19 protein-coding genes and 1 tRNA gene are annotated in these 22,712 nt (G+C 66.2%); 10 read left to right on the plus strand and 10 right to left on the minus strand.

Going from position 1 to position 22,712, the window contains the following annotated elements:
* The first annotated feature begins 53 nt into the window (after positions 1 to 53).
* A complete protein-coding gene (locus ACFZCE_RS01280) occupies positions 54 to 887 on the plus strand; it encodes an EamA family transporter (protein WP_390935344.1) in 834 nt (277 codons plus the stop codon).
* Between the two features lie 88 nt (positions 888 to 975).
* Here the strand turns inward: ACFZCE_RS01280 and ACFZCE_RS01285 are convergent, their stop codons facing one another.
* From ACFZCE_RS01285 to ACFZCE_RS01300, 4 genes are all read right to left on the minus strand, one after another.
* Entirely contained in the window at positions 976 to 1,290 is a 315-nt protein-coding gene (locus ACFZCE_RS01285) for a type II toxin-antitoxin system MqsA family antitoxin (protein WP_390935346.1), read from the minus strand.
* A gap of 134 nt (positions 1,291 to 1,424) precedes the next feature.
* On the minus strand, positions 1,425 to 2,450 hold the full coding sequence (locus ACFZCE_RS01290) for a UV damage endonuclease UvsE (protein ID WP_390935347.1): 1,026 nt from the start codon (positions 2,448 to 2,450) through the stop codon (positions 1,425 to 1,427).
* Complete coding sequence (locus ACFZCE_RS01295) at positions 2,450 to 3,046, minus strand: cupin (protein ID WP_390935349.1); 597 nt, start codon at positions 3,044 to 3,046, stop codon at positions 2,450 to 2,452. The genes ACFZCE_RS01290 and ACFZCE_RS01295 overlap by 1 nt, the downstream gene beginning before the upstream one ends.
* 62 nt (positions 3,047 to 3,108) lie before the next feature.
* Positions 3,109 to 6,141 carry an FAD-linked oxidase C-terminal domain-containing protein gene (locus ACFZCE_RS01300; RefSeq protein WP_390935350.1) on the minus strand — a complete coding sequence of 1,011 codons (3,033 nt, stop codon included), beginning with the start codon at positions 6,139 to 6,141 and terminating at the stop codon, positions 3,109 to 3,111.
* A 150-nt stretch (positions 6,142 to 6,291) separates the two neighbouring features.
* Between ACFZCE_RS01300 and ACFZCE_RS01305 the strand changes: the two genes are divergently transcribed.
* Entirely contained in the window at positions 6,292 to 7,164 is an 873-nt protein-coding gene (locus ACFZCE_RS01305; RefSeq protein ID WP_390935352.1) for a LysR substrate-binding domain-containing protein, read from the plus strand.
* 226 nt (positions 7,165 to 7,390) lie between these two features.
* On the opposite strand, the gene ACFZCE_RS01310 is transcribed toward ACFZCE_RS01305, so the two are convergent.
* Entirely contained in the window at positions 7,391 to 8,614 is a 1,224-nt protein-coding gene (locus tag ACFZCE_RS01310; RefSeq protein ID WP_390935354.1) for an MFS transporter, read from the minus strand.
* A gap of 98 nt (positions 8,615 to 8,712) precedes the next feature.
* The gene (locus ACFZCE_RS01315) at positions 8,713 to 10,806 is read right to left on the minus strand and encodes a methyl-accepting chemotaxis protein (RefSeq protein ID WP_390936427.1); all 2,094 of its coding nucleotides are present in this window, start codon (positions 10,804 to 10,806) and stop codon (positions 8,713 to 8,715) included.
* 319 nt (positions 10,807 to 11,125) lie between these two features.
* On the opposite strand from ACFZCE_RS01315, the gene ACFZCE_RS01320 reads away from it, so the two are divergent.
* The 4 genes from ACFZCE_RS01320 to ACFZCE_RS01335 all read left to right on the plus strand — a co-directional run bounded on the left by ACFZCE_RS01320 (position 11,126) and on the right by ACFZCE_RS01335 (position 13,852).
* Positions 11,126 to 12,421, plus strand: a complete 1,296-nt coding sequence (locus tag ACFZCE_RS01320; RefSeq protein WP_390935355.1) for a solute carrier family 23 protein — start codon at positions 11,126 to 11,128, stop codon at positions 12,419 to 12,421.
* An 85-nt stretch (positions 12,422 to 12,506) separates the two neighbouring features.
* A tRNA-Met gene (locus ACFZCE_RS01325) sits at positions 12,507 to 12,583 on the plus strand.
* 172 nt (positions 12,584 to 12,755) lie between these two features.
* Positions 12,756 to 13,448, plus strand: a complete 693-nt coding sequence (locus ACFZCE_RS01330) for a DUF433 domain-containing protein (RefSeq protein ID WP_390935357.1) — start codon at positions 12,756 to 12,758, stop codon at positions 13,446 to 13,448.
* Complete coding sequence (locus tag ACFZCE_RS01335) at positions 13,445 to 13,852, plus strand: hypothetical protein (RefSeq protein ID WP_390935359.1); 408 nt, start codon at positions 13,445 to 13,447, stop codon at positions 13,850 to 13,852. Before ACFZCE_RS01330 ends, ACFZCE_RS01335 begins: the two co-directional genes overlap by 4 nt.
* 150 nt (positions 13,853 to 14,002) lie before the next feature.
* Here the strand turns inward: ACFZCE_RS01335 and ACFZCE_RS01340 are convergent, their stop codons facing one another.
* Together ACFZCE_RS01340 and ACFZCE_RS01345 are read right to left on the minus strand one after the other, a co-directional pair.
* Positions 14,003 to 14,626 carry a hypothetical protein gene (locus ACFZCE_RS01340; protein WP_390935362.1) on the minus strand — a complete coding sequence of 208 codons (624 nt, stop codon included), beginning with the start codon at positions 14,624 to 14,626 and terminating at the stop codon, positions 14,003 to 14,005.
* A 31-nt stretch (positions 14,627 to 14,657) separates the two neighbouring features.
* On the minus strand, positions 14,658 to 15,638 hold the full coding sequence (locus ACFZCE_RS01345; RefSeq protein WP_390935364.1) for a hypothetical protein: 981 nt from the start codon (positions 15,636 to 15,638) through the stop codon (positions 14,658 to 14,660).
* A 157-nt stretch (positions 15,639 to 15,795) separates the two neighbouring features.
* On the opposite strand from ACFZCE_RS01345, the gene ACFZCE_RS01350 reads away from it, so the two are divergent.
* The 3 genes from ACFZCE_RS01350 to acpA all read left to right on the plus strand — a co-directional run bounded on the left by ACFZCE_RS01350 (position 15,796) and on the right by acpA (position 20,301).
* On the plus strand, positions 15,796 to 16,974 hold the full coding sequence (locus ACFZCE_RS01350; RefSeq protein WP_390935366.1) for a helix-turn-helix transcriptional regulator: 1,179 nt from the start codon (positions 15,796 to 15,798) through the stop codon (positions 16,972 to 16,974).
* A 113-nt stretch (positions 16,975 to 17,087) separates the two neighbouring features.
* Positions 17,088 to 18,536, plus strand: a complete 1,449-nt coding sequence (gene proP, locus ACFZCE_RS01355; protein ID WP_390935368.1) for a glycine betaine/L-proline transporter ProP — start codon at positions 17,088 to 17,090, stop codon at positions 18,534 to 18,536.
* Between the two features lie 76 nt (positions 18,537 to 18,612).
* Positions 18,613 to 20,301, plus strand: a complete 1,689-nt coding sequence (gene acpA / locus ACFZCE_RS01360; protein ID WP_390935369.1) for an acid phosphatase — start codon at positions 18,613 to 18,615, stop codon at positions 20,299 to 20,301.
* On the opposite strand, the gene ACFZCE_RS01365 is transcribed toward acpA, so the two are convergent.
* Positions 20,282 to 20,980, minus strand: a complete 699-nt coding sequence (locus ACFZCE_RS01365; protein ID WP_390935371.1) for a YjbE family putative metal transport protein — start codon at positions 20,978 to 20,980, stop codon at positions 20,282 to 20,284. The genes acpA and ACFZCE_RS01365 overlap by 20 nt on opposite strands.
* A 142-nt stretch (positions 20,981 to 21,122) precedes the next feature.
* Between ACFZCE_RS01365 and ACFZCE_RS01370 the strand changes: the two genes are divergently transcribed.
* Positions 21,123 to 22,064: an NAD(P)-dependent oxidoreductase gene (locus ACFZCE_RS01370; protein WP_390935373.1), complete on the plus strand. Its 942-nt coding sequence runs from the start codon at positions 21,123 to 21,125 to the stop codon at positions 22,062 to 22,064.
* On the opposite strand, the gene ACFZCE_RS01375 is transcribed toward ACFZCE_RS01370, so the two are convergent.
* A complete protein-coding gene (locus ACFZCE_RS01375) occupies positions 22,061 to 22,657 on the minus strand; it encodes a D-Ala-D-Ala carboxypeptidase family metallohydrolase (protein WP_390935374.1) in 597 nt (198 codons plus the stop codon). The genes ACFZCE_RS01370 and ACFZCE_RS01375 overlap by 4 nt on opposite strands.
* Between the last annotated feature and the right edge of the window lie 55 nt (positions 22,658 to 22,712).

The following is a 22,712-nucleotide window of genomic DNA, read 5'->3' on the forward strand; positions in this document are numbered from 1 at the left end:
AGCGCCAAGCGTGGCGGGCATGCTGGCGTGGTCTTTCCAAGCCCGGTGCCGCCATGACCGCCAGCCAGCTCGCCACCCTCCTCGCCCTCACCGCCGCGCTGATGCACGCCGGCTGGAACGCGGTGGTCAAATCCAGCGGCGACCGCCTGTGCACCATGGCCGCGCTGGACACCGTGGCGTTTTTCGGCGCGCTGCTGGCGGTGCCGTTCGTGGCGCCACCGGGGGCGGCGATCTGGGCGTTGATCGGGCTGTCGCTGCTGGTGAACCTGGTGTACCGCTACCTGCTGGTGCGGGCCTACCACCACGGCGACTTCGGCCAGGTGTACCCGCTGGTGCGCGGCCTGCCGCCGCTGCTGGTGGCGGCGATCGCCGCGCTGTGGCTGGGTGAGCACCTGGGCGCGCTGGCGCTGCTGGGCATCGGCTTGATTTCCGCCGGCATCCTCAGCCTGCTGCACGGCCGTGGCCACTGGGCGGCCACCGGCGCGGCGCTGGGTGCCGGGCTGTGCACCGCGCTGTACACGGTGATCGACGCCCAAGGCGTGCGCCAGAGCGCCAGCGCCCTGCAGTACGTGGTGTATTTCACCCTGACCATGAGCCTGCCCGTGCCCCTGCTCGCCGCCGCCCGCCGCGGCCCGGCGCTGGCCCGGCATCTACGCCAGCAGTGGCGCGCCTCGCTGTTCGGCGGCCTCACCTACGCCGGCGCCTACGCACTGGTGCTGGTGGCGATGCGGCTGGACAGCGTGGCCAAGGTCGCGGCGCTGCGGGAGAGCAGCGTGATCATCGCCGCGGTGATTGCCACGCTGCTGTTCAAGGAACGCTTCGGCGTGCGCCGAGGGGTGGCGGCGCTGTTGGTGGCGGTGGGGATTGGGGTGGTGAAGTTGGGCTGAGGGGCTCTTGGCCCTTCAGCAAGCCAGCAGTACAGGGCTAATTCGCATTTGCACCCGCCGCCCCCCCCAAAGCAGGCAAATCGGCAGGTTACAGGGCAACAATCCGATCAAACATATCTGGGTAGCGCTCAACAAGCCTGAAAAGCAAGGAGGCCTGGACATTCGGCCGCGCTTTGGATTGCTCCCACTTTCGTAATGTACCGGTGCTCACGCGAAAACACTGCGCGAAAACTGGCTGAGACATATGCAGCTTCTCGCGCAGTGCCACGATTTCATCTGCTGACACTGAAGGTACTGGCTTACTGTCGACTTCGAATTGACGCAGGGTGAGGCGGCCCTCTCGGTGCTGGGCCATCTCCTCTACCCCTTCCATCAACTCTGCGAAAAGATTTCTTTTAGTCATACGACACCTCGCGCTAGCTCAGCGGTGATTAGGGCCTGGGCGGTGAAGTTGGGCTGAACGGCTCTCGGCCCGGTGTAGCCCCACCAGTGCCAGCCCACGGCATCCTCCAGGTTGGGGTCGCTTGCGGGAAGCCCTCAACCCTGCAAATACGCCCGATAAAACGCCAACACCGCCAGGTTCTTGTCCTTGGCCTCGAACATCATGTCGAAGCGATCGAGAAACGCCAGCGCATAGCGGTTCACCACCTGGTTCCACATCATCGCGCTGTGCCCGTACAGCTCGGTCTTGCCCACCTGCGCCAGCACGGCGTCCATCTCCAGCGGCGCATCCGCGGCGAAGCCGAGGGCCTGCAAGCGTTCCACCGGCTGCGAGTAGTGCATCACCGGGCGCACACCGCGCCAGCTGTCGATGATCGCCTGCACCCGTGGGCTGTCGGGGGCGATGCGGCGGTCTTCGTTGATCCAGCTGTGGTGGATGTCGAGCACCACCGGGGCGAGGTCGGCCAGTTGCAGGCAGGCGTCGATGCCGTAGGTTTTTTCTTCGTTCTCGAAGGTGATGCAATGGCGCGCCACCTCCGACAACCGTGGCCACACCGCGCGCACACCCTCGGCGCCGAGGCGGCCGGCGATGTGCACGTTGCATTTGAAGTCCTGGAAGCGCTGGCCGTAGCCCATCCAGCGGATCATGTCGGCGTGGTATTCGAATTCGGCCAGGCTGTTTTCCACCACCTGGGGTTTGTCCGAGCCGAGCACGCAATACTGCCCAGGGTGGAAGCTCAGGCGAATATCCGCGGCGCGGGCCTGCGCGCCGATGGCCGCAAAGCCGGCCTCGAGCCTCGCCACCACACTCGGCGCGCGGTAGAACGCAGCCCATTCGGGGTGGCTGTAGAACGGCAGCAAATCACTCGACAACCGCAGCATGTGCAACGGCGCCGGCAGGCTGGCCACATACGCCAGCAGTTGCAACTGGGCGGCGAGGTTGTGCTCGATGATGCCCAACAGCTTGGCCTCGGCCTCGCTGGCGGCCACGCTGCCCAGCCAGCGCAGGGTGGTGGTGCGCGGGTTGTAGCCGCGCTGCAGGGCTTCGACTTCCTTGAGGGTTTCGCTGCCCTGGGGGTGGCGGTACTGGCAGGCGAAGCCGAGCCGGTAAGGGGTTTGCATCAGTTGTACTTCCACTGTTCGAGCAAGGGGCCGCCGCTGCCAGCGACCGGGTCGCTGGGCGGGAAGGCCAGGTGCGCCATCATACGTTGCTGCTCGGCCGAAGGCGCGCCGCGCAGCACGTCCCAGTCCTGGCCACGGGGGTAGCCACCGACCACCAGAAAATCCGCGCTAGCCTCCAGCAGGCAATGGCCGGTGCCGCACGGGAGCAGGGCCACGTCGCCGGCATCGACCACCACTTCATGGCCCTCCGGGCCGCCCAGCATCAGCCGCGCGTGGCCGGCGGCAAAGCCGAGCACCTCATGGGCCGTGGAGTGGTAATGGTGGTAGCGGTACACGCCGTTACGCCACTGCGCCGGCCACTGGTTGCGGCCGAACAGGGCTTCGAAGGCGCTGGCTTTGTCGGCCTCGCTGGCGGCCAGCGCCTGGCGGTAGAGCAGCACCGGCAGGCGCGGGTTGTTCGGCACCCAGCCGTTGGGCTGCAGCAGCAGCGGCTCTACCCGCGGCCCCGCCGCCTGGGCCGGGCCGCTGGGTAAAGCCCCGTACAGCCCGGCAACGGCCAGCAGGCGGATGAAATCGCGGCGTGGTGTGGCGGCCATGGGGGTGGTCCTCGGCGTAAACGTTGGCGGTTTACCCTAGGACCACCCCGCGCCCGGAACGCTCAACCGCGCTGCAACTGCAACAGCACCTCCAGCGGGTGGCGCAGGGTTTTCTCGGTGTAGCGCTTGGCCTGGCTGCGGCAGGAGTAACCGGTGGCCAGCGCCTCGCCCTGGGCCTCGGCCGGGGCGGCGACCTGGCGCGCCCACGACTGGTCGAAAATGGCCCGCGAGGTGTCCTGGTTGCGTGCTTCATGGCCGTAGGTGCCGGACATCCCGCAGCAGCCAGTGGCCTGGGTGCTGAGCACCAGGCCGGCGCGGCTGAACAGGGTTTCCCACTGGCGGGTGCTGGCCGGCACGTTGGTTTTCTCGGTGCAGTGGGCCAGCAGGCGGAAGCGCTCGCCGCTGCCTTTCTTCTCTTCAGGCAAGGCATCGAGCAGCCATTCCTGGGGCAGCTCGACCTTCGGCGCCTGGCCGATGCCCGGCACCTTCTGGTACTCCTGGCGGTACACCAGGGTCATGGCCGGGTCCAGCCCGACCAGGCGCACGCCAAAGCCGCTCAGGGCCTGCAACTGGCTGGCGTTGCGGATCGCTGCCTTGTTGAAGGCAGCGAGGAAGCCCTGCACATGCAGCGGCTTACCGTTGGCGCTGAACGGCGCCAGGTACACCTGGTAGCCCAGGCGCGCGGCCAGCTCGATGAACTGCGCCAGCAACGGCGTTTCGAAGTACCGCGTGAAGGCGTCCTGGACGATGATCACGCTGCGCTCGCGCTGCTCGCTGCTCAGCCCGAGCAAGCGTTGGGCGGTGGCCGGCTGCACGTTCCAACGCTGCAGCAGCGCGTGGAAGTCAAAGCGGCTGAGCAACGGGCTGTCGACCATGCCCACCTGGCGGGCCAGCAGGTTCTTGATCCAGCCAGCGTTCATCAGCCCGTTGTACAGCGCCGGGAAGCGGGCGAAATACGGAATGGTGAACTCCAGCGAGCCAATCAGGTAATCCCGCGCCGGGCGCAGGTAGCGGCCGTGGTACAGCTCGAGAAAGCGCGAGCGGAATTCCGGCACGTTGACCTTGATCGGGCACTGCCCCGCGCAGGATTTACACGCCAGGCAGCCGGCCATGGCGTCGTACACCTCGTGGGAAAAGTCCGCCTGGCCACGCTGTTGCTCGCGGGTATTGCGGATGCGCTGCGCCAGGTTGGAGAAAAACCGCGGCCGGCGCTGGGCCGGGGCAAGTACGTCGACCCCGGCCTCGCCTTGCAGGCGCAGCCATTCACGAATCAACGAGGCGCGGCCTTTGGGCGAGTGCTGGCGCTGGCGGGTGGCCTTCCACGACGGGCACATGGCGTCGTTAGGGTCGAAGTTGTAGCAGGCGCCGTTGCCGTTGCAGTGCACGGCGGTGCCGTAGCTTTGCCACACGCGCTCGTCGATGGTGCGGTCGAGGTCGCCACGCAGGGTGACTTCGTCAACCTTCAGCAGTGGCTCGGGGCTTGCCAGCGGGGTGCAGATTTTGCCGGGGTTGAGCTGGTTGTGCGGGTCGAAGGCGCCCTTGAGCGCCTGCAGCGAGGGGTACAGGTCACCGAAGAACGCCGGGGCGTACTCCGAGCGCACACCCTTGCCGTGCTCACCCCAGAGCAGCCCGCCGTAGCGTTGGGTCAGCGCCGCCACGGCGTCGGAGATCGGCCGTACCAAGGCAGCCTGGGCCGGGTCTTTCATGTCGAGCGCGGGGCGCACGTGCAGCACCCCGGCGTCCACGTGGCCGAACATCCCGTAGGCCAGGCCGTAGCTGTCGAGCAAGGCGCGGAAATCGGCGATGTAATCGGCCAGTTGCTCTGGCGGCACGGCGGTGTCTTCAACGAACGGCTGCGGGCGGATTTCGCCCTCGACGTTGCCCAGCAGGCCCACCGAACGCTTGCGCATGGTGTACACCCGGTTCACCGCCTCGGCGCCTTCGGCCAAGGTATGGCCCAGGCGCTCGACGCTGTTGTCGCTGCGCAGGTGCTCGACGAACGCCGCCACGCGGGCGTTCACCTCGTGTGGGTCATCGCCGGAGAACTCCACCAGGTTGATGCCCAGGGTCGGCCGTTCGGCGTCACCAGGGAAGTACTCCGCCACGCTGTGCCAAACGATGTCTTTCATCGCCAGCAGCAGCACCTTGGAGTCGACGGTTTCGATCGACAGCGGCTTGTGCTCGATCAGCGCGCGGGCATCGCGCAGCGCATCCATGAAGCCCGCGTAGCGGATGTTCACCAACACCGAATACTTCGGGATCGGCAGCACGTTGAGCTTGGCCTCGACCACAAAGCCTAGCGACCCCTCGGCGCCGCACATCACGCTGTTGAGGTTGAAGCGGTTCTGCTCGTCGCGCAGGTGCGCCAGGTCGTAGCCGGTCAGGCAGCGGTTGAGCTTGGGAAACCGCGCGGCAATCAGCTCGGCCTTGGTTTCGTTGATCTCGCGGGCGACCCGGTATACCTGGCCGACGCGGTCCTGGCGGGCGCACTGGCGCTCCAGCTCGGCATCGTCGATGGCGCGGCTGTGCAGCGGCTCGCCACCGAGCAGCACGCTGTGCAGGTCGAGCACGTGGTCGCGGGTTTTACCGTAGGTGCAACTGCCCTGGCCGCTGGCGTCGGTATTGACCATGCCGCCCACGGTGGCGCGGTTGGAGGTGGACAACTCCGGGGCGAAGAACAGCCCGTGGGGCTTGAGCGCAGCGTTGAGTTGGTCTTTCACCACCCCGGCCTGCACCCGCACCCAGCGGCCTTCTACGTCGATCTCGAGGATTTTGTTCATGTGCCGCGAGAGGTCGACGACGATGCCATCGGTCAGCGACTGGCCATTGGTGCCGGTGCCGCCCCCGCGCGGGGTGAGCTTGATCGCGCTGAACGCCGGTTCGCCCATCAGCCGCGCGACCCGCGCTACGTCGGCGGCATCGCGCGGGAACACCGCGGCTTGCGGCAGGCGCTGGTAGATCGAGTTGTCGGTGGCCAGCACCGTGCGGCTGGCGTAATCGGTGCTGATTTCACCCTGGAAGCCGGCGTTTTTGAGCGCGGCGAGAAAATCACGGTAGCTGGCCGCGGCGGCGGCCGGTTGCAATGCGGCGATCATGGGAAGGCCTCTGAATACGGCTAAAAATACGGGCCCCGCTTGCCATCAGGCGGTGGCTGCGGCAGCCTCTCTCATTCGATGTTGGCATGCTCGCGCGATTGCACGTGCAAGACAAACGGAAAATCCGCCCGTTATCGATGACTTTTCTGCATGAATTACCGCCGCCTTACCCCGTCAATGTCGTGGCTGCTGGCCTTTGAGGCCGCCGCCCGCCATGAAAGCTACACCCGCGCCGCCGAAGAACTCTCGCTGACCCAAAGCGCGGTGAGCCGGCAGGTGCAGGCGCTGGAGCACAGCCTCGGGCTGACGCTGTTTCGCCGCGAGGGCCGCCAGGTGCAACTCACTGACGTCGGCCGGCTTTACCAGCGCGAGGTGGCCGAGGCGCTGGGGCAACTGCGCGGCGCCACCTTGCAGGCGCTGGCGTTCCAGTCGGGCACCGGCACCCTGCGCCTGGCCACGCTGCCCACCTTCGGCTCGAAATGGCTGCTGCCGCGCCTGCACCTGTTCTACCGGGCGCACCCAGGCATGCTGGTGCACATTCATTCGCGGATCGAACCGATCGATTTCGCCACCAGCGAGATCGACGCGGCCATCGGCGTGGGCATGGGCGAGGTGCCGGGGCTAACCTGCCACCGCCTGCAAGCCGAGGAACTGGTGGTGATCCACGCCCCCGGCAGCCCGCCGCTGGCCGCGGCCGAGGTGGCCGAGCACGTGCTGCTGAACGTGGCCAACAACCCCCAGGCTTGGCCGGAATGGTTCAGCCACCACGGCCTGGCCCACCGCGCCATGCGCCTGGGGCCGAGCTTCGAGCTGACCTCGCACCTGGTGCAGGCGGTGCGCGCCGGCATCGGCATCGGCCTGGTGCCGCGGGTATTGGTAGAAGAGGAACTCGCCGCCGGCGAGTTGCTGTGCAGCGGCGCGCCGTTTGCCAGCAAACGCAGTTACTACCTGCTGTACCCGCCGCGCAATGAGGGGTTGCCGTCGTTGCGGGCGTTCAGGGGGTGGTTGTTGGGGCAGATTTGACGGCCCTGCGCCCGGCACAGCCGTAAGGCAGTTCACTTAAGCCATTTCAGGGCTTCAAGGAGAGGATCAATCTGTGAGCTCTGCTGATTTTGTGCATGAGCCGCAGGGCCTATCGCCCGGCACAGCCGGCCTCCCACGGGGTCCGTGTCGCCTCCAAAATCAATAACTTACACAAATCTGGTGGGAGGCCGGCTGTGCCGGGCGATAGGCCGGAAAACCCAGCCAATCACGCCGCCTTCTTACCCTCCGTCGACGGCAACAGCACCGTCAACATCCCCAACAACGGCATGAACGAGCACAGTTTGTAGACGAACTCGATGCCGTGCACGTCGGCCACCTCGCCCAGCGAGGCGGCGGCGATGCCACTGAAGCCGAACATCAGGCCGAAGAACACCCCGGCGATCATGCCGACGTTGCCCGGCACCAGTTCCTGGGCGTACACCACGATCGCCGAAAACGCCGAGGCGAGGATAAAGCCGATGATCACACTGAGCACGCTGGTCCAGAACAGGTCGACGTAGGGCAGCGCCAGGGTGAACGGCGCGGCGCCGAGGATCGAGAACCAGATCACCGCCTTGCGGCCGATGCGGTCACCGATCGGGCCGCCGAAAAAGGTGCCCGCCGCCACCGCGCCGAGGAACAGGAACAGGTGCAACTGGGAGCTGGCCACTGACAGGTCGAAGCGCTCGATCAGGTAAAAAGTGAAGTAACTGGTGATGCTGGCCATGTAGATGTACTTGGAGAACACCAGCAGCGCCAGCACCACCAAAGCGAAGGTGACCCGCTGGCGGCTGAGGCCGTGGGTGGCTTCGCGGGCTTTTTTACCCTTGGCGGCGTTGAGGTGGCCGCGGTACCAACGGCTCAGGCCATACTGCACGCCGATGGCGAACACCGCGAACAGGCCGAACCAGGCCACGTGGGTTTGCCCGAAGGGGATGATGATCGCCGCCGCCAGCAACGGGCCGATCGCCGTGCCGGCGTTGCCGCCCACCTGGAAGGTCGATTGCGCCAGGCCAAAGCGCCCGCCAGAGGCCAGCCGCGCCACCCGCGAGGTTTCCGGGTGGAAGGTCGATGAGCCGATGCCGATCAGCGCCGAGGCCATGAGGATGGTCGGAAAGCTGGTAACGAACGCCAGCATCACGATGCCCATCAGGGTGCAGACCATGCCGGCCGGCAGCAGGAACGGCTTGGGGTGGCGGTCGGTGTAGAAGCCGATCCACGGCTGCAGCAGCGAAGCGGTGACCTGGAAAGTCAGGGTGATCAGCCCGACCTGGGCGAAGGTCAGGCCATACTGGGCCTTCAACATTGGGTAGATCGACGGCAATACCGACTGGATCAGGTCGTTGATCAGGTGCGCCAGGGCGCAGGAAGCGACGATGCTCATCACCAGCGGGCTGCTGGACGGCGACGCGGAGGGGGCTGCCTGCGGCGAGGCATTGGTCATGGCCATTACACGGATACCTGAAGGGAGGGAAGTGACGCACGGTTCAGGTGCGTCACTGTGCCACTTTGTCGCGGCCCGTGCCAGCCACTATTACAAGATGTTTCTCAAGCCAGCTTGAACCTCGCGGTGTTGGCGCTCAGCGCATGGCTGCCCTCGCTGAGCTTGTCGGCGGCGCCGTTGACCGCGCGCGCGCCGTCGAGCAGGCGCAGCGCGGCCTGGTCGATCTGCTGGATGTTCGCGCTCACTTCATCGGCGGTGGCCGCCTGCTGCTCCACGGCGGTGGCGATCATCGCCAGGTTGTCGGTCACATCCTGCACCGCGCCGGCGATCTGCCCGAGGCTCTCACCCAGGCCGGTCACGGCTTGGGCGTCCTGCTGGGCCTGCACGCAGGCGGCTTCCATCAGCTCCACTGCCTGCTGCACGGTGACCCGCAGGCTGTCGACCGTGCTGGCGATCTGCGCGGTGGAAGCCTGGGTACGCTGCGAGAGGCTGCGCACTTCGTCGGCGACCACGGCAAAGCCACGGCCCTGCTCGCCGGCGCGGGCGGCCTCGATGGCGGCGTTGAGCGCCAGCAGGTTGGTTTGCCCGGCGATCCCGCCGATCACATCGACCACCGATTGGATTTGCTGGCCTTGCTCGCTGACCCGGCCCAAGGCCTGGGCGGTGTCGGCCAAGCGTTGGTTGAGCTGCTGGATGCTGCTGGTGGTGCTTTGGCTGTCGCGGCTGCTGTTCATGGCGATCTGCCGGGTTTGCTGGGCACTGCCCGAGGCCAGCTCGCAGCTTTGCGCCACGCTCTGCGAGGTGGCGGCCAACTGGGTGGCGGCGGTGGCGATCTGGCTGATCTGCTGCTGTTGCAGTTCGACTTCCTGCAGGGTGTCGCTTGACTGGCTGTTGAGGGTTTGCACGGCGCTGCCGAGCTGCACGGTTTCCTGGTCTACCCCGCTGAGGCTGCCGCGCAGTTGCACCACGGCGCTGTTCAGCGCATTGCAGATGGCCGCCAGTTCGTCCCGGCCGCTCACCGGCACCTGCACGCAGAGGTTACCGTCGCGCAGCGATTCGGCCAGGGTGGTGATGCCGCTGGCGCTGCGGCGGATCGACGCCTGTAAGCACACGAACAGGTACAGCGCGGCCAGCAACAGCAAGGCGAAGGCCACCGCCACCGGCACGAACTGGGCGATCGCCTGGTTGTGGTAATAGGCCAAGCGGGCGTCCATCGACTGCAGCGATTGCCGGCGCAAGGCGGCCATGTCGGCCAGCAGGTGGTCCATGCTGGCGTCGAAGTCGGCCAGGGTCATGGTCACACTGCCGGCGAACAGGCCGTCGTCCAGGCGCTTGAGCTCGCCGTCCAGGCGCTGCAGGCTTTTATCGTACTGTTGGCTCCAGGCCTGCATGCCCTCGGGCAAGCGCGCCTTCAGCGCGTCAGCGCTTTTCACCAGTTGCTCGCGGGCATCGCCGATGCGGCTGCGTAAATCACGCATCTGCAGGCGGCTTTGCAGGCTGAACTGCCCCGCCGCCACCGACGCTTCACCCACGCTGGCCAGGCGCCCCACGCGCTCGAACACCTCAGGCACCTGTTCGGTGCTCATCTGCATCAACAGGTAGGTTTCCATCCACGGGTCGAGGATCAACCCGCTGTCCATGGCGATCTGCTCGCGCAGCAGTTGCAGCGAGGCGGTGGCCGCGGTGAATTTCTCGTAGCCGTCTGGCCACCAGCCAAGGGCGCGCATGCCGGCGAGGTCCAGCCCGTTGTTGGCCTGCTGTAGCGCTTGGTAACGCTTGAGGATGTCGGCGGTAGCAGCACTGCCCTTCAGCGTATCGCCCAATTGGCTGATTGCCTGGGCCAACGGCTGCACCCCGGCCTGCAGCGCGGCGATAGCGTCACGGGCGGCCGGGGTGGGCTCGCGGAGGATGTCCAGCGCCTTCCAGCGGGCCACGCGGTCGCGCTGGCCGGTGAGGGCATCGTCGACCGGTTCCAGCGCCAGCAACTGGCTAACGCCAGTGCGCTCAGCGGCGATCACCTGCAGGCGCTGCCAATAATCACGCCCCACCAGCACCAGGCTGGCGACCAGGGGCAGCATGAACAACAGGAACAACAACTGGAATTTGCGCGCAAAACCAAAGCGGCCAAGCAGGCGAATTCCGGGGGCTAAAAGCATGTGCATGGGCCGACTTCTCCACTGGACCTGGCCACACTCCATCAAAGCATGGCGTGGCAAATTGAAATCACTGCAAAAAGCGAACCGTGGTCCGGTGAAGGTGTATCGGCCGGCTTACACGCAGGTTGAGCGCCGCTTGGCGGCCGCGTGGCGCGCCCGGTTTCGGTGCGGCGGCGCCGTGGCGTGGCCGCCGGCGGTGCAGAAGGTTGACCAAGTAGTCAGGTGAGGCGGCATGAACCCTAGGTTTTGCGGGGTTGGCCCGGAAACTGCTTCGCCAGCGCCGGCCTAAAAGCTGACCATAAAGTTCACTTCAACCACGTTCATCTTGGCTTGCACCTTTGCCGGCCAACCGGGGACCGACATGCTCGAAACCTTGTTCAAGCTCAAGGCGCACAACACCAACGTGCGCACCGAAATCCTCGCGGGGGTGACCACCTTCCTCGCCATGGCCTACATCCTCTTCGTCAACCCGAGCATCCTCGGCGCCACCGGCATGGACAAGGGCGCGGTGTTCGTCGCCACCTGCCTGGCCGCCGCCATCGGCTCCGCAGTGATGGGCCTGATCGCCAACTACCCGATCGCCCTCGCCCCCGGCATGGGCCTCAACGCCTTCTTCACCTACACCGTGGTCCTGCACATGGGCCACAGCTGGCAAACCGCCCTGGGCGCGGTGTTCCTCTCCGCCGTGTGCTTCTTTCTATTGTCGGTGTTCAAGATCCGCGAGTGGATCGTCAACAGCATCCCGCTGCCCCTGCGCAGCGCCATCGCCGCCGGCATCGGCTTGTTCCTGGCACTGATCGCCCTGCAAAATGCCGGCATCGTGGTGGATAACCCGGCCACCCTGGTCGGCCTCGGCGACCTCAAGCAACCCGGCGCCCTTCTCGCCGTGCTCGGCTTTGTGCTGATCGTCGGCCTGGAGGCGCTGAAGGTGCGCGGCGCGGTGCTGATCGGCATCCTCGCGGTCACCGTGGTGTCGATCCTGCTCGGCGTCAGCGCCTTTGGCGGCCTGGTGTCGATGCCGCCGTCGCTGGCGCCGACCTTCCTGCAGCTGGACATCGCCGGGGCGCTGAACATCGGCCTGGTCAGCGTGATCTTCGCCTTCCTCTTCGTCGACCTGTTCGACAACTCCGGCACCCTCATCGGCGTGGCCAAGCGCGCCGGGCTGATGAGCAAAGACGGCCACATGCCGAAGATGGGCCGCGCGCTGATCGCCGACTCCACCGCCGCCATGGCCGGCTCGCTGCTCGGCACCTCGACCACCACCAGCTACATCGAATCGGCCGCCGGCGTGAGCGCCGGCGGGCGCACCGGGCTGACCGCCATCGTGGTCGCCGTGCTGTTCTTGCTGGCGCTGTTCTTCGCCCCGCTGGCCGGCAGCGTGCCCGCCTTCGCCACCGCCCCGGCGCTGCTGTTCGTGGCCGTGTTGATGACCTCGGGCCTGGCTGAAATCAACTGGGACGACATCACCGAGGCCGCACCGGTGGTGGTCACCGCCCTGGCGATGCCGTTCACCTATTCGATCGCCAACGGCATCGCCTTTGGCTTCATCGCCTGGACCGCGATGAAACTCGCCAGCGGCCGCACCCGCGACCTCAACCCGGCGCTGGTGATCCTCTCGTTGTTGTTCGTGGTCAAGCTGGGGTGGTTCAACGCCTGACGGCTAAGCCGTTGATCGCCTGAGGAAATAATTTCAACAAAGGGGTTGACGGCTTGCCTGCTTACGCGAATAATGCGCGCCACTTGGCTACATAGCTCAGTTGGTTAGAGCATAGCATTCATAATGCTGGGGTCCGGGGTTCAAGTCCCTGTGTAGCCACCATACAAGTACGAAGAAGCCCACCTCTGGTGGGCTTTTTTGTTTCTGGGTGTTTTTATCGCCACGTCTCGTTTTGAGACACATTACTGCGGCCATTCAGGCGTCGATCATTGAATCGGCGCCCGCGCAGCAGGCAAGATTGCCTCCCCAGCCAGCGGCGGACAACGGAGGCGCGATGGCACCCGCAAGCTCACCTGGCCGACTGTTTGGCGTGGGTATCTATACCCCGGCAGAGGCCGCGCTTTATACCGGCATTCCCTCACAGCATATCCGCCGCTGGGTGTTCGGTTACCGCTGCGCCGGGGTTACGCACCCTGGGTTATGGGCACCGGAGCTCTCCCTCGGGCAATCCCCGCTGCTGGGCTTTCATGACCTGCTGGAAATCCGTTTCGTCCATGCGTTTCGCAAGCACGGGGTCAGCCTGCAAGCGATCCGGGCCGCTTCGAGGCAAGCTACCGCGCTGTTCGACCAGCAATACCCCTTCACCTGCAAACGCTTCCAAACCGATGGGCGAAGCATCTTCGCCACCGTGCTGAACGAAACCGGGGACGACAGCATCCTTGATCTGGCCCGGCGGCAATATGCATTCAGGCAGGTCATCGGGCCTTCGCTGTACGAAGGCATCGACTACACCGGCGAAGGCCAGGCCGAGCGCTGGTACCCGGTTCGGCGCAGCAAGGCCATCGTGCTCGATCCTTCGCGCAATTTCGGCAAGCCAGTGCTTTCCGAGGCGGGTATCGATACCTCTGCGATCTATCAGGCGTACCTCGCCGAGGGCCAGAACGCCAGCCGGGTTGCCGCCGTGTATGAAGTAGCGCCAGCGGCCGTGGAAGCCGCCGTGAGTTACGAGCAAAGGATTGCGGCTTGAAGTTCCTGATCGATAACAACCTACCACCTGCCATTGCCAGAGCGCTGAACGAGCTATCAACCGCCGAAGGGCATCAGGTGGTGGCGCTGAAAGAACGCTTTCAAGCCAACACGGCAGACATCCACTGGATCGGGGCACTCTCCGCCGAAGGTGGCTGGGCAGTGGTGTCACAAGACAAGTTCACCAAGGGTGATGCCGAACGGCAGGCATTCAAAGACTGCCAACTGCCGGTGTTCTGCCTTGCGAGGCAGTGGGGGCAAGCGACCTATTGGGAAAAAGCCGAGAACCTGGTGCGCTGGTGGCCAGCGATCCTGCAGCAGGCTACACACATCCAAGGCGGCGCGGCTTTTCGAGTGAGCTGGCGATTCAGCGCGCCCGGCAGGTTTGAACAGATCAGAATCTAGCCCGGAGGCGACCCATACACCTCACCCACTGGCACCCCCGGCATCAGCCTGCCAGGCCTCTCCGGCTTCGAGGCCTGCCGGCAGTTGCGCAAGTTATCCGAGGTGTAGGTGCTATGAATTCAAGCTGCTGCGCTGCGAATGGGCGGATTATCAGTTGTTGATCTCAAACCGCCAAAAGTCAGCGGTACCTGAACCATGCTCATCTGAGGTACCGAACCATTCGGTTTTGTTCTCGATCTTGTTTGCCTCGAATGTCGCGTTGCAAATATTGACCTGATACTGCCGCCACGCCGGATGGGTGGATTGCTCCACCACGCAATCACAGGACCAATTCCGTGCCCCCACCACCTTGGCATCCACCCGGTCGCGCAAGTATTGGCAGTCATAGTTGCTGTCAGCCGGCAATTGCACCCAACGCGCCTTGAGCGGCTTCCACGCCGCATCGTATGCCGCCTTCGCCGCGGCCTGGGCCTGCTTGCGCTCCTCCACGCCGAACTCGACGTCGATACGCTTGGCGGTGCCGGCGGCGACCTTCACTGACTGCTCGAAGGCCTGCGATTGCTTGTTCACAGCCTTGATCTGCACCGTGCCCGGCTTGACGTCCACGTCCAGTGAACACTCGCCTTTGAAGGCACCATTGATGTAAATCTCGGCCCCCTGGTTACTGTCATCGCAACTCAGGCGAAGGGTTGCCAGGCCTTCCTTGGCGGCCAGCGCATACGGTGAGCTGAGCACGAGCGCCACAGCGCATAACGGCGAGGTGATTGTTTTCATACACGTCCATCAGGTGGGTGAGAGGTAAGGTTCACTGCACGATGCCGGACCAGAACCGGCGAATGTCGCGGTTCCAGGTGGCCTGGCCGGTGTTGCCCGGCTGCAGGCGCTTGCCACAGTCGAACAACCAGCCGCTGACCGTGCCGCGCTTGCTGACCCGCGTACTGGTCAGGCTGATCGCGCTGCTGGCGGCCAGGGTGGGGCGGGTACAACCCACCAGTTGCAGTTGCGCGGCGCGGTCTTTCTCGGCGATCGAGGTTTCGTCGGAAGGCCCATCGCAGGCCCATAAGCCCTTGGGGGTTTGCCAGCAGAAGGCCAGGGCCTGTGGCATCGGCGCGGCACTGGCGGGCGCGGTGGTGTTGGCCGCCTGCACCACCGGTGCCTGGGCCGGCGCCACGACCGGAGCGGGCGCCGGGGCCGGGCGGGCCTGCTGTTGGGCGGCGGCTTCGCGCTGCGGTTGTGCGCGCTGCGGCTGCACCTGCGCGGCACTGGGCTGGGGCGCACGGGGCTGGATCGCGATGGTGGGGTTAACCGCCGCGGCACGCTGCTTTTGCGCCAACTGCGCGGCCAGGTTCTGGTTCATCGCCGCGCCTGCCTGGGTGATGAGTTGCGCCGCGCTAGGCGTTGCGGGCGCCTCCTCGGCGTAGGCGGCAGCCTCTTGCTTGTCACGCTGAGACTGCTCGCGCCGCGCCACATCCCTGGCATGGCGCTGCTGCGCCTGCTGGCGCGCGTCATCGGCCTCGGCGCTGGCCGGGGTGCTTTGCAGTTGCTCGACCAAGGCGCGGTCGGCGCCGCTGGTGGCACGGCGCTTGGCCAGGGCCAGCGCGGTGGCCGCGCAAGGCGGGTCGTTGGCGGCCAGGCATTGCCGGGCCTTGGCGATCGCCTGGTCGAACTCGGCTTTGTCCAGGTCATCGAGGCTTGCCGCGTAGGCCTGGCAACTGCCCAGCGCCAGCGCGATCAGCAGCCCGTAATTCGCCTTCGCAGGCAGCGGAAACACGCGCGGTAGCGCCATGGCAAGGGGCATCCTTTGTCGGGGTGGGCGAACAAACGCCGTTATCGCGCAGCCGCGGCAGGCCGCGCATCCCCAAATTTGGCTAAACCGAGCTTGTGATGGCTCATCGTTGCTGAGTACAGTGGCTTCAGGAAATTTACGTTCAGGGGCGGGCTCGATGGCAGGCATAGACGCAGCGAGCCTTTCAGCGCTGATCGGCAGTATTTACGAAGCCGCCCTCGACAGCCGCCGCTGGCCGGTTTTTCTCAGCGAGTTCGCCGCGCGGATGAACTCCCATGCCGCTTTGATCTGGGCCCACGATTTCAGCTCGCGCACCTCCGAGGTCCAAGGCACCGACGGGATTATCTCTTGTACGCTGGGTTTCGACGAGGCAGCGCTGGGCACCTTTGCCCAGTACTACTCTGAGCGCAACGTCTGGACCGAAGACCCACTGCGGCACAAAACCGGCGGCATCGTCACCTCTTCAAGCCTGTATTGCGACCGCCTGCTCAAGCGCTCGGAGTACTACAACGACTGGCTGAAGCCGCAAGATTTCTTTTACTCCTCGGCAGCCATCGTCGAAAAACAAGCAGACCGCTCACTCAACGTGACGCTGATGCGGCAAGAACGCGCCGGCACTTACAACGAGCAGGAAACCCAGTTGATCGGCCTGTTGATGCCCCACCTGCAAGCGGCGTTCGCGCTGCACCGCAGGCTGTACCGCCTCGACGCCCTCGAGCAAGCGACGCTGGGCGTGCTGGAGTACAGCCCGTTCGGTATCGCGCTGCTCGATGAGCAGGCTCGGGTGATTTACAGCAACCAACTGGCGCACAGCCTGGCGCGGCAGTCTGGCCTGCTCAACTTTACCGCGGGCGGCACGCTCACAGCGCGCTACGCCGCGGACAACGCGCGGCTGTACCGGCGCCTGAAACTCGCGGTGCGCACCGGCCTGGGCGCCGCCAGCGAGGGCGGCGGCACCTTGCGCCTGCACGGGCTGGGCGGCGCCCGCCTTGACCTGGTGATAACGCCCCTGCCCAGCTGGGCTTCGCCATTTGGCGAGCGCAGCGCGGCGGCAGTGTTTTTTAGCGACCCGAACGCCACCATCGGCTCGCTGGCCGAGCGGCTGCGCGCGCTGTACGGCATGACCCGCGCCGAGGCGCAGTTGACCGAAGCCCTGGCCAACGGCCTGACCCCCAAGGAATACGCCGAGCGCCAGCAGTTGTCGGTGCATACGGTGCGCGCGCAGTTCAAGGCCGCCGCCGCCAAGGCCGGTACCCGGCGCCAGGCCGACCTGCTGCGCATCGTGCTGACCGGGCCCGCGGTGCTGCGCTTCGCTGGGCCAGTGGGCCCGGCTTGAGTTTCATCCGCGCCACTCACAGGCCCTGGCGCGGCACTTCGCCGCCCTGTTCCAGCCCTCGGGCACTTGTGCCGCCTCGTTTGGGTCCAACCCCGAAATAACGAGGAATGACCATGGCCAAGCACCCTCACGCCCACGTCGGCTGGTTCAAACGCCGCCACGAAGTCGAGCCTGATGATCTCACCATCGTCGATAAAGCCATGCTCAAGCGCGCGGTCGGGGCCGCCGCGCTGGGCAACGCCATGGAGTGGTTCGACTTCGGCGTGTATGGCTACATTGCCGTGACCCTGGGCAAGGTGTTCTTCCCCGAGGGGGACGCCGCCGCGCAGTTGATTGCCACCTTCGCCACCTTCACCGTGGCCTTCCTGGTGCGCCCGCTGGGCGGGGTGGTGTTCGGCCCACTGGGCGACAAGTTCGGCCGGCAGAAGATTCTCGCCCTGACCATGATCATGATGGCGCTGGGCACCTTCAGCATCGGGCTGATCCCCAGCTACGCCAGCATTGGCCTGTGGGCACCGGCGCTGTTATTGCTGGCGCGGCTGGTGCAGGGGTTTTCCACCGGCGGCGAATACGGCGGCGCGGCGACCTTCATCGCCGAATACGCCACCGACCGCAACCGCGGGCAGATGGGCAGTTGGCTGGAGTTCGGCACGCTGGCCGGGTACATCGCCGGCGCCGGCACGGTCACCGCGCTGACGGCGCTGCTCAGCGAAGAACAACTGCTCAGCTGGGGGTGGCGGGTGCCGTTCTTCATCGCCGGCCCGCTCGGGTTGTTTGGCCTGTACATGCGCCTGAAGCTCGAGGAAACCCCGGCCTTCCAGGCGCATACCGAGGCCAAGGCAAAACAGGGCGACAGCGCCCCGGCGCACACCCTGCGCGAGCTGTTCAGCCTGCACCGCAGTGCCCTGCTCAAATGCGTGGGGCTGGTGCTGGTGTTCAACGTGACCGACTACATGCTGCTCACCTACATGCCCAGTTACCTGTCGGTCACCCTCGGCTATGCCGAAACCAAGGGCCTGCTGCTGATCCTCATCGTGATGTTGGTGATGATGCCGCTGAACGTGCTGGGCGGGCATTTCAGCGACCGCCTGGGGCGCAAGCCGATGATCATCGGCGCCTGCGTGGCTTTGCTGGTGCTGGCCATCCCCTGCCTGAAGCTGATCGGCAGCGGCCACGACGGGTTGATCTTCCTCGGGCTGATGCTGCTGGGCTTGGCCCTGGCCTGCTTCACCAGCTCGATGCCCTCGACCCTGCCGGCGCTGTTCTACACGCCGGTGCGCTACAGCGCGTTGTCGATCGCCTTCAACGTGTCGGTGTCGTTGTTCGGCGGCACCACGCCGCTGATCAGCGCCTGGCTGGTGGAGAAAACCGGCAACCCGATGGTGCCAGCCTATTACCTGATGGGCGCGGCGCTGATCGGTATCCTGACCATGCTCACCGTACGCGAGACCGCCGGCAAACCGTTGCGCGGCTCGCCGCCCGCGGTGGGCAGTAAACAGGAAGCCAAGGCGCTGCTGGCCAGTAATGCGCCGGTGACCGTGGATAGCCAGCCGCCGGGCTGATGTCACCATTTCGTCATGCAGCCTTGCTAGCGTCGCCCGGAAATATTTAGACACAATCAGCCGGAGCCCGCAGACCATGAGCCGCACGCCAGACGACGACCAGCCCTCGACCCAACCCGCTGATACCTCGCGCCGCCGCTTCCTCGGCGGCATGGCGGTGATGGGCGCTGGCGCCACGCTGGCCGCCTGTGGCCAGGCCGACTCGCCGGCGAACAAGCCGGGCGAGCCGGCCCGCGAGCTGAGCCCCGCCGAGCTGGACAAAGCCCTGCGCGAAAACGTGAAGACCGTGGTGGTGATCTACGCCGAAAACCGCAGCTTCAACAACCTGTTCGCCAACTTCCCCGGCACTGAAAAACCGCTCTCGGCGGTCACCGAAGCCGCCTACCAGCAACGCGACCGCGACGGCAGCCTGCTGAAAAACTTGCCGCAAACCTGGGGTGGCACCGTGGGCCTGGGCCCGCAAACCGTCGAAGGCGTAACCTACCCCAGCGGCACCCAGTACCAACAGGACCTCGCCAACGCGCCGTTCCCGCTCAAGGGCCCGAGTGGTGAAGAGCTGCCCCTGGGCGTGATCACCCGCGACCTCTGGCACGTGTTCTACCAGAACCAGATGCAGATCAACGGCGGCAAGAACGACATGTTCGTGGCCTGGGCTGACTCCGGCGGCCTGCCGATGGGCTACTACAGCCAGAACCGCTATAGCCTGCAGTTGTGGAACATCGCCAAGGATTTCGTGCTGTGTGACAACTTCTTCCAGGGCGCCTTCGGTGGCTCGTTCCTCAACCACCAGTACCTGATCAGCGCCACCGCGCCGCTGTACCCCGATGCGAAGAACTCGGTGGCCAAGGAACAGATCGCCACGCTGATGAGCGATGACCCGAAAGACTCGCGCCTCAAGCCGCTGGAGAAATCCCCCGCCAGCGCCATGGACGGCCCGCCGCAGTTCGGCCCCAGCGCGCTGACCCCCGACGGCTACGCGGTGAACACCATGGCCCCGCCGTTCTGGCCGACCTGGCTGCGCGACCCGGACAACCCCGACTACTCCAAGCCGGGCCTGGCCAACGTACTGGTGCCGCAGCACCACGACCACATCGGCGACAAACTGAGCCAGAAGAACATCGACTGGGCCTGGTACGCCGGCGCCTGGCAGGCCACCATCGAGCAGTTCAAGGATTCCGGCGGCATCCCGAAGATCCCGAACTTCCAGTACCACCATCAGCCGTTCAACTACTTCGAGAAACAAGGGCCGAAAAACCCTGAAGAGCGCCAGCGCCGCCTGCGCGACGGCGGCCTGGGCGAAGACCCGAGCACCAACAAGTTCCTCGCCGACGCCGCTGCCGGCAAGCTGCCGCCGGTGACCTTCTACAAGCCCCAGGGCAACCTGAACATGCACGCCGGCTACGCCGACGTGGCCTCGGGCGACCGCCATATCGCGCGCATCCTGCGTACCCTGCAGGAAAGCCCGCAGTGGAAGAACATGGTGGTGGTGGTGACCTTCGACGAAAACGGCGGCTGGTGGGACCACGTGGCCCCGCCACAAGGTGACCGCTGGGGCCCGGGCACGCGCATCCCGGCCTTGGTGGTGTCGCCGTTCGCGCGCATGGGCACGGTGGACCACACCGTCTACGACACCGCCTCGGTGCTGCGGTTGATCACCCGGGTGTTCAACCTCGAGGTGCTCGACGGCCTCAAGGAACGCGACCAGGCCATGACCGGCCGCGGGCAAAAGCCGATGGGCGACCTGACTAACGCGCTTCGCTTCTGACCGCGCGGGCCCGGTAACGGGCCATCGCCAGGCCGACCAGCAACACCAGCGCGGCCCCCACCGCGCTGGCGGCGTAATGCTCCCAGGGCGGTGCCGGTGGCAGCCAGCGCTGCAGGGCCGGGTCGGCGATCAGCATGCCACCGGCGATCCAGCCGATCAGCGCGCCACCGAACAGCACCACCGCCGGGAAACGGTCCATCATCGCCAGCACCAGCCGGCTGCCCAGTACGATCAACGGAATGCTGATCAACACCCCCGCCGCCACCAGGTAGATATTGCCCTGCCCCGCCGCGGCCACCGCGACCACGTTGTCCAGCGACATCACCGCGTCGGCGACGATGATCGTGCGGATGGCGGTGATCAGCTTCACGCCGCCGTCGATTTCGCCTTCGTCGTCATCGTGGGCGCCGATCAGCTTGATCCCCACCCACAACAGCAACAGCCCGCCGGCCAGCTTCAGCCAGGGCAGCGCCAGCAGTTGCATGGCGAAGAACAACAGCACCACGCGCAACACAATGGCCCCGAGCATGCCGCCCCAGATCGCCTTCTGGCGTTTGTCTGCCGGCAAGCGCCGGCAGGCCATGGCGATGACCACGGCGTTGTCACCGCCCAGCAGGATGTCGATGGCGAGAATTTGCAACAGGGCGGCCCAGAGGCCCGGGTCGGTGAACCATGTCATGGAAAATCCTTGCAGAAACACACGCGGGAACCGCTTAAGACCGCGGCCCGCGCAAATGAATTCAATGGCCGGGCGCTTGCGCGGCGCCCACCGAGGGGGTATTTAAAGCTGCCACATTGTTGAATGAATCAGGAGCGGCCCCATGAGCGCAACGGTATTGGTGCTGGTGGAGACCATCGGCGATTACCTGCCCATACTCGAAAACGCTGGCTTCGACCTCATCCTGGCCACCACCCCGGCCGCCCGCGCCGAGGCCATCGCCGCCCACGGCCAGGCCATCAGCGCGGTGCTCACCCGCGGCCCGCTGGGCCTGCGCGCCGACGAAATCGACGCGCTGCCGCGGCTGGAGATCATCACGGTGATCGGCGCCGGCTACGAACACGTTGACCTGGAGGCCGCCCGCAAGCGCGGCATCATGGTCACCAACGGCGCGGGCGTCAACGCCTCCAGCGTGGCCGACCACACCCTGGCGCTGCTGCTGGCGCTGGTGCGCGACATCCCCCGCGCCGACGCCTCGGTGCGCCGCGGCGAATGGAGCAAGGTGATGCGCCCGTCCCTGGCCGGCAAGCGCCTCGGCGTGCTGGGCCTGGGCGCGGTGGGCATGGCCATCGCCAGGCGCGCCGCGCTGGGCTTCGGCATGGCAGTGAGCTACCACAACCGCCGCCCGCGCGCCGACGTCGAGTACCGTTACCACGCCACCGTGCAGGCCTTGGCGGCGGACAGCGACTACCTGATCATCGCCACCCCGGGCGGCGCCGACACCCAGTTGCTGGTCGATGCCGAGGTGCTGCAAGCCTTGGGCGAGCACGGTTTCATCGTCAACATCGCCCGCGGCAGCGTGGTCGACACGGCGGCGCTGGTCAGCGCGCTGCAGCAACGGCAGATCGCCGGCGCCGGGCTCGACGTGTTCGACGACGAGCCCAACGTACCGGAGGCGCTCAAGGCCCTCGATAACGTGGTGCTGACCCCGCACGTGGCCGGGTTGTCGCCCGACGCGGTGCAGGCCACCGTGGAGATGGTCGCGAAAAACCTGCTCGCGCACTTTTCCGGGCGGCCGGTGCTGACGCCGGTGCAAGGGTTCTAGCCTTTGCAGAACGAACTGGCTTGCCGATAGTCCTCCCCCCAGGTGCGGTAGCCGGCGGTGTCGATATGAATGCGCCCGGAGGGGTAGCGCGACAAGCCCATCCGCCAGCGCGCGCCCTCGGCCTGCCAGAACCGGCACAGCCCGGGCGCCGGTTGCGCCAGCCACAGGTCGACCGCGAACGCCCGGCTGTGGGCGCTGCGCGGCGAACCGCCAGCGCAGTGGTTCAGCGCCGGGGCGCGGTAGGCCGACACCACTTCGAACGGCCCGATCACGCCCCGCTCGCCTAGCACCTTCAGCAGCGCCAGGGTGCTCTTCACCTGCGGCCACAGCGCCTCGGGCGGCACCGCGAACGGCTCGGCGCCGCAGCGCTGCCAGTCGCTGGCGCTGCGCAGCAATTGGTAGAGCGGCGCCACGCCGGCCAGGCCTTGCTGGCGCAGGTAACGCTCGAACGGCGCGGTGGCGTGGCCGCGCTGCCACTGCTCGAATTGCGCCTGGTCGCGGCTGTCGGCCGCGCCTTGGGCCCAGGCGCTGCCGGCCAGCGCCCCTAGGGCAGAGGCCGCGGCCACACCCAGTACCCCCTGCAAAACGTTCATAACACCCCCTGTCGCGCCGCGCCCGGCGGTTATTTTTACGCGGGCGCTGAACGCC

The organism is Pseudomonas sp. NPDC007930, assembly GCF_042958985.1.
Lineage (GTDB): Bacteria > Pseudomonadota > Gammaproteobacteria > Pseudomonadales > Pseudomonadaceae > Aquipseudomonas.

Coding starts and splice junctions, on each gene's coding strand:
- ACFZCE_RS01280 (WP_390935344.1), top strand. CDS start 54: ATGACCGCCAGCCAGCTCGCCACCCTCCTCGCCCTCACCGCCGCGCTG.
- ACFZCE_RS01285 (WP_390935346.1), bottom strand. CDS start 1,290: ATGACTAAAAGAAATCTTTTCGCAGAGTTGATGGAAGGGGTAGAGGAG.
- ACFZCE_RS01290 (WP_390935347.1), bottom strand. CDS start 2,450: ATGCAAACCCCTTACCGGCTCGGCTTCGCCTGCCAGTACCGCCACCCC.
- ACFZCE_RS01295 (WP_390935349.1), bottom strand. CDS start 3,046: ATGGCCGCCACACCACGCCGCGATTTCATCCGCCTGCTGGCCGTTGCC.
- ACFZCE_RS01300 (WP_390935350.1), bottom strand. CDS start 6,141: ATGATCGCCGCATTGCAACCGGCCGCCGCCGCGGCCAGCTACCGTGAT.
- ACFZCE_RS01305 (WP_390935352.1), top strand. CDS start 6,292: ATGAATTACCGCCGCCTTACCCCGTCAATGTCGTGGCTGCTGGCCTTT.
- ACFZCE_RS01310 (WP_390935354.1), bottom strand. CDS start 8,614: ATGGCCATGACCAATGCCTCGCCGCAGGCAGCCCCCTCCGCGTCGCCG.
- ACFZCE_RS01315 (WP_390936427.1), bottom strand. CDS start 10,806: ATGGAGTGTGGCCAGGTCCAGTGGAGAAGTCGGCCCATGCACATGCTT.
- ACFZCE_RS01320 (WP_390935355.1), top strand. CDS start 11,126: ATGCTCGAAACCTTGTTCAAGCTCAAGGCGCACAACACCAACGTGCGC.
- ACFZCE_RS01330 (WP_390935357.1), top strand. CDS start 12,756: ATGGCACCCGCAAGCTCACCTGGCCGACTGTTTGGCGTGGGTATCTAT.
- ACFZCE_RS01340 (WP_390935362.1), bottom strand. CDS start 14,626: ATGAAAACAATCACCTCGCCGTTATGCGCTGTGGCGCTCGTGCTCAGC.
- ACFZCE_RS01345 (WP_390935364.1), bottom strand. CDS start 15,638: ATGGCGCTACCGCGCGTGTTTCCGCTGCCTGCGAAGGCGAATTACGGG.
- ACFZCE_RS01350 (WP_390935366.1), top strand. CDS start 15,796: ATGGCAGGCATAGACGCAGCGAGCCTTTCAGCGCTGATCGGCAGTATT.
- proP (WP_390935368.1), top strand. CDS start 17,088: ATGGCCAAGCACCCTCACGCCCACGTCGGCTGGTTCAAACGCCGCCAC.
- acpA (WP_390935369.1), top strand. CDS start 18,613: ATGAGCCGCACGCCAGACGACGACCAGCCCTCGACCCAACCCGCTGAT.
- ACFZCE_RS01365 (WP_390935371.1), bottom strand. CDS start 20,980: ATGACATGGTTCACCGACCCGGGCCTCTGGGCCGCCCTGTTGCAAATT.
- ACFZCE_RS01370 (WP_390935373.1), top strand. CDS start 21,123: ATGAGCGCAACGGTATTGGTGCTGGTGGAGACCATCGGCGATTACCTG.
- ACFZCE_RS01375 (WP_390935374.1), bottom strand. CDS start 22,657: ATGAACGTTTTGCAGGGGGTACTGGGTGTGGCCGCGGCCTCTGCCCTA.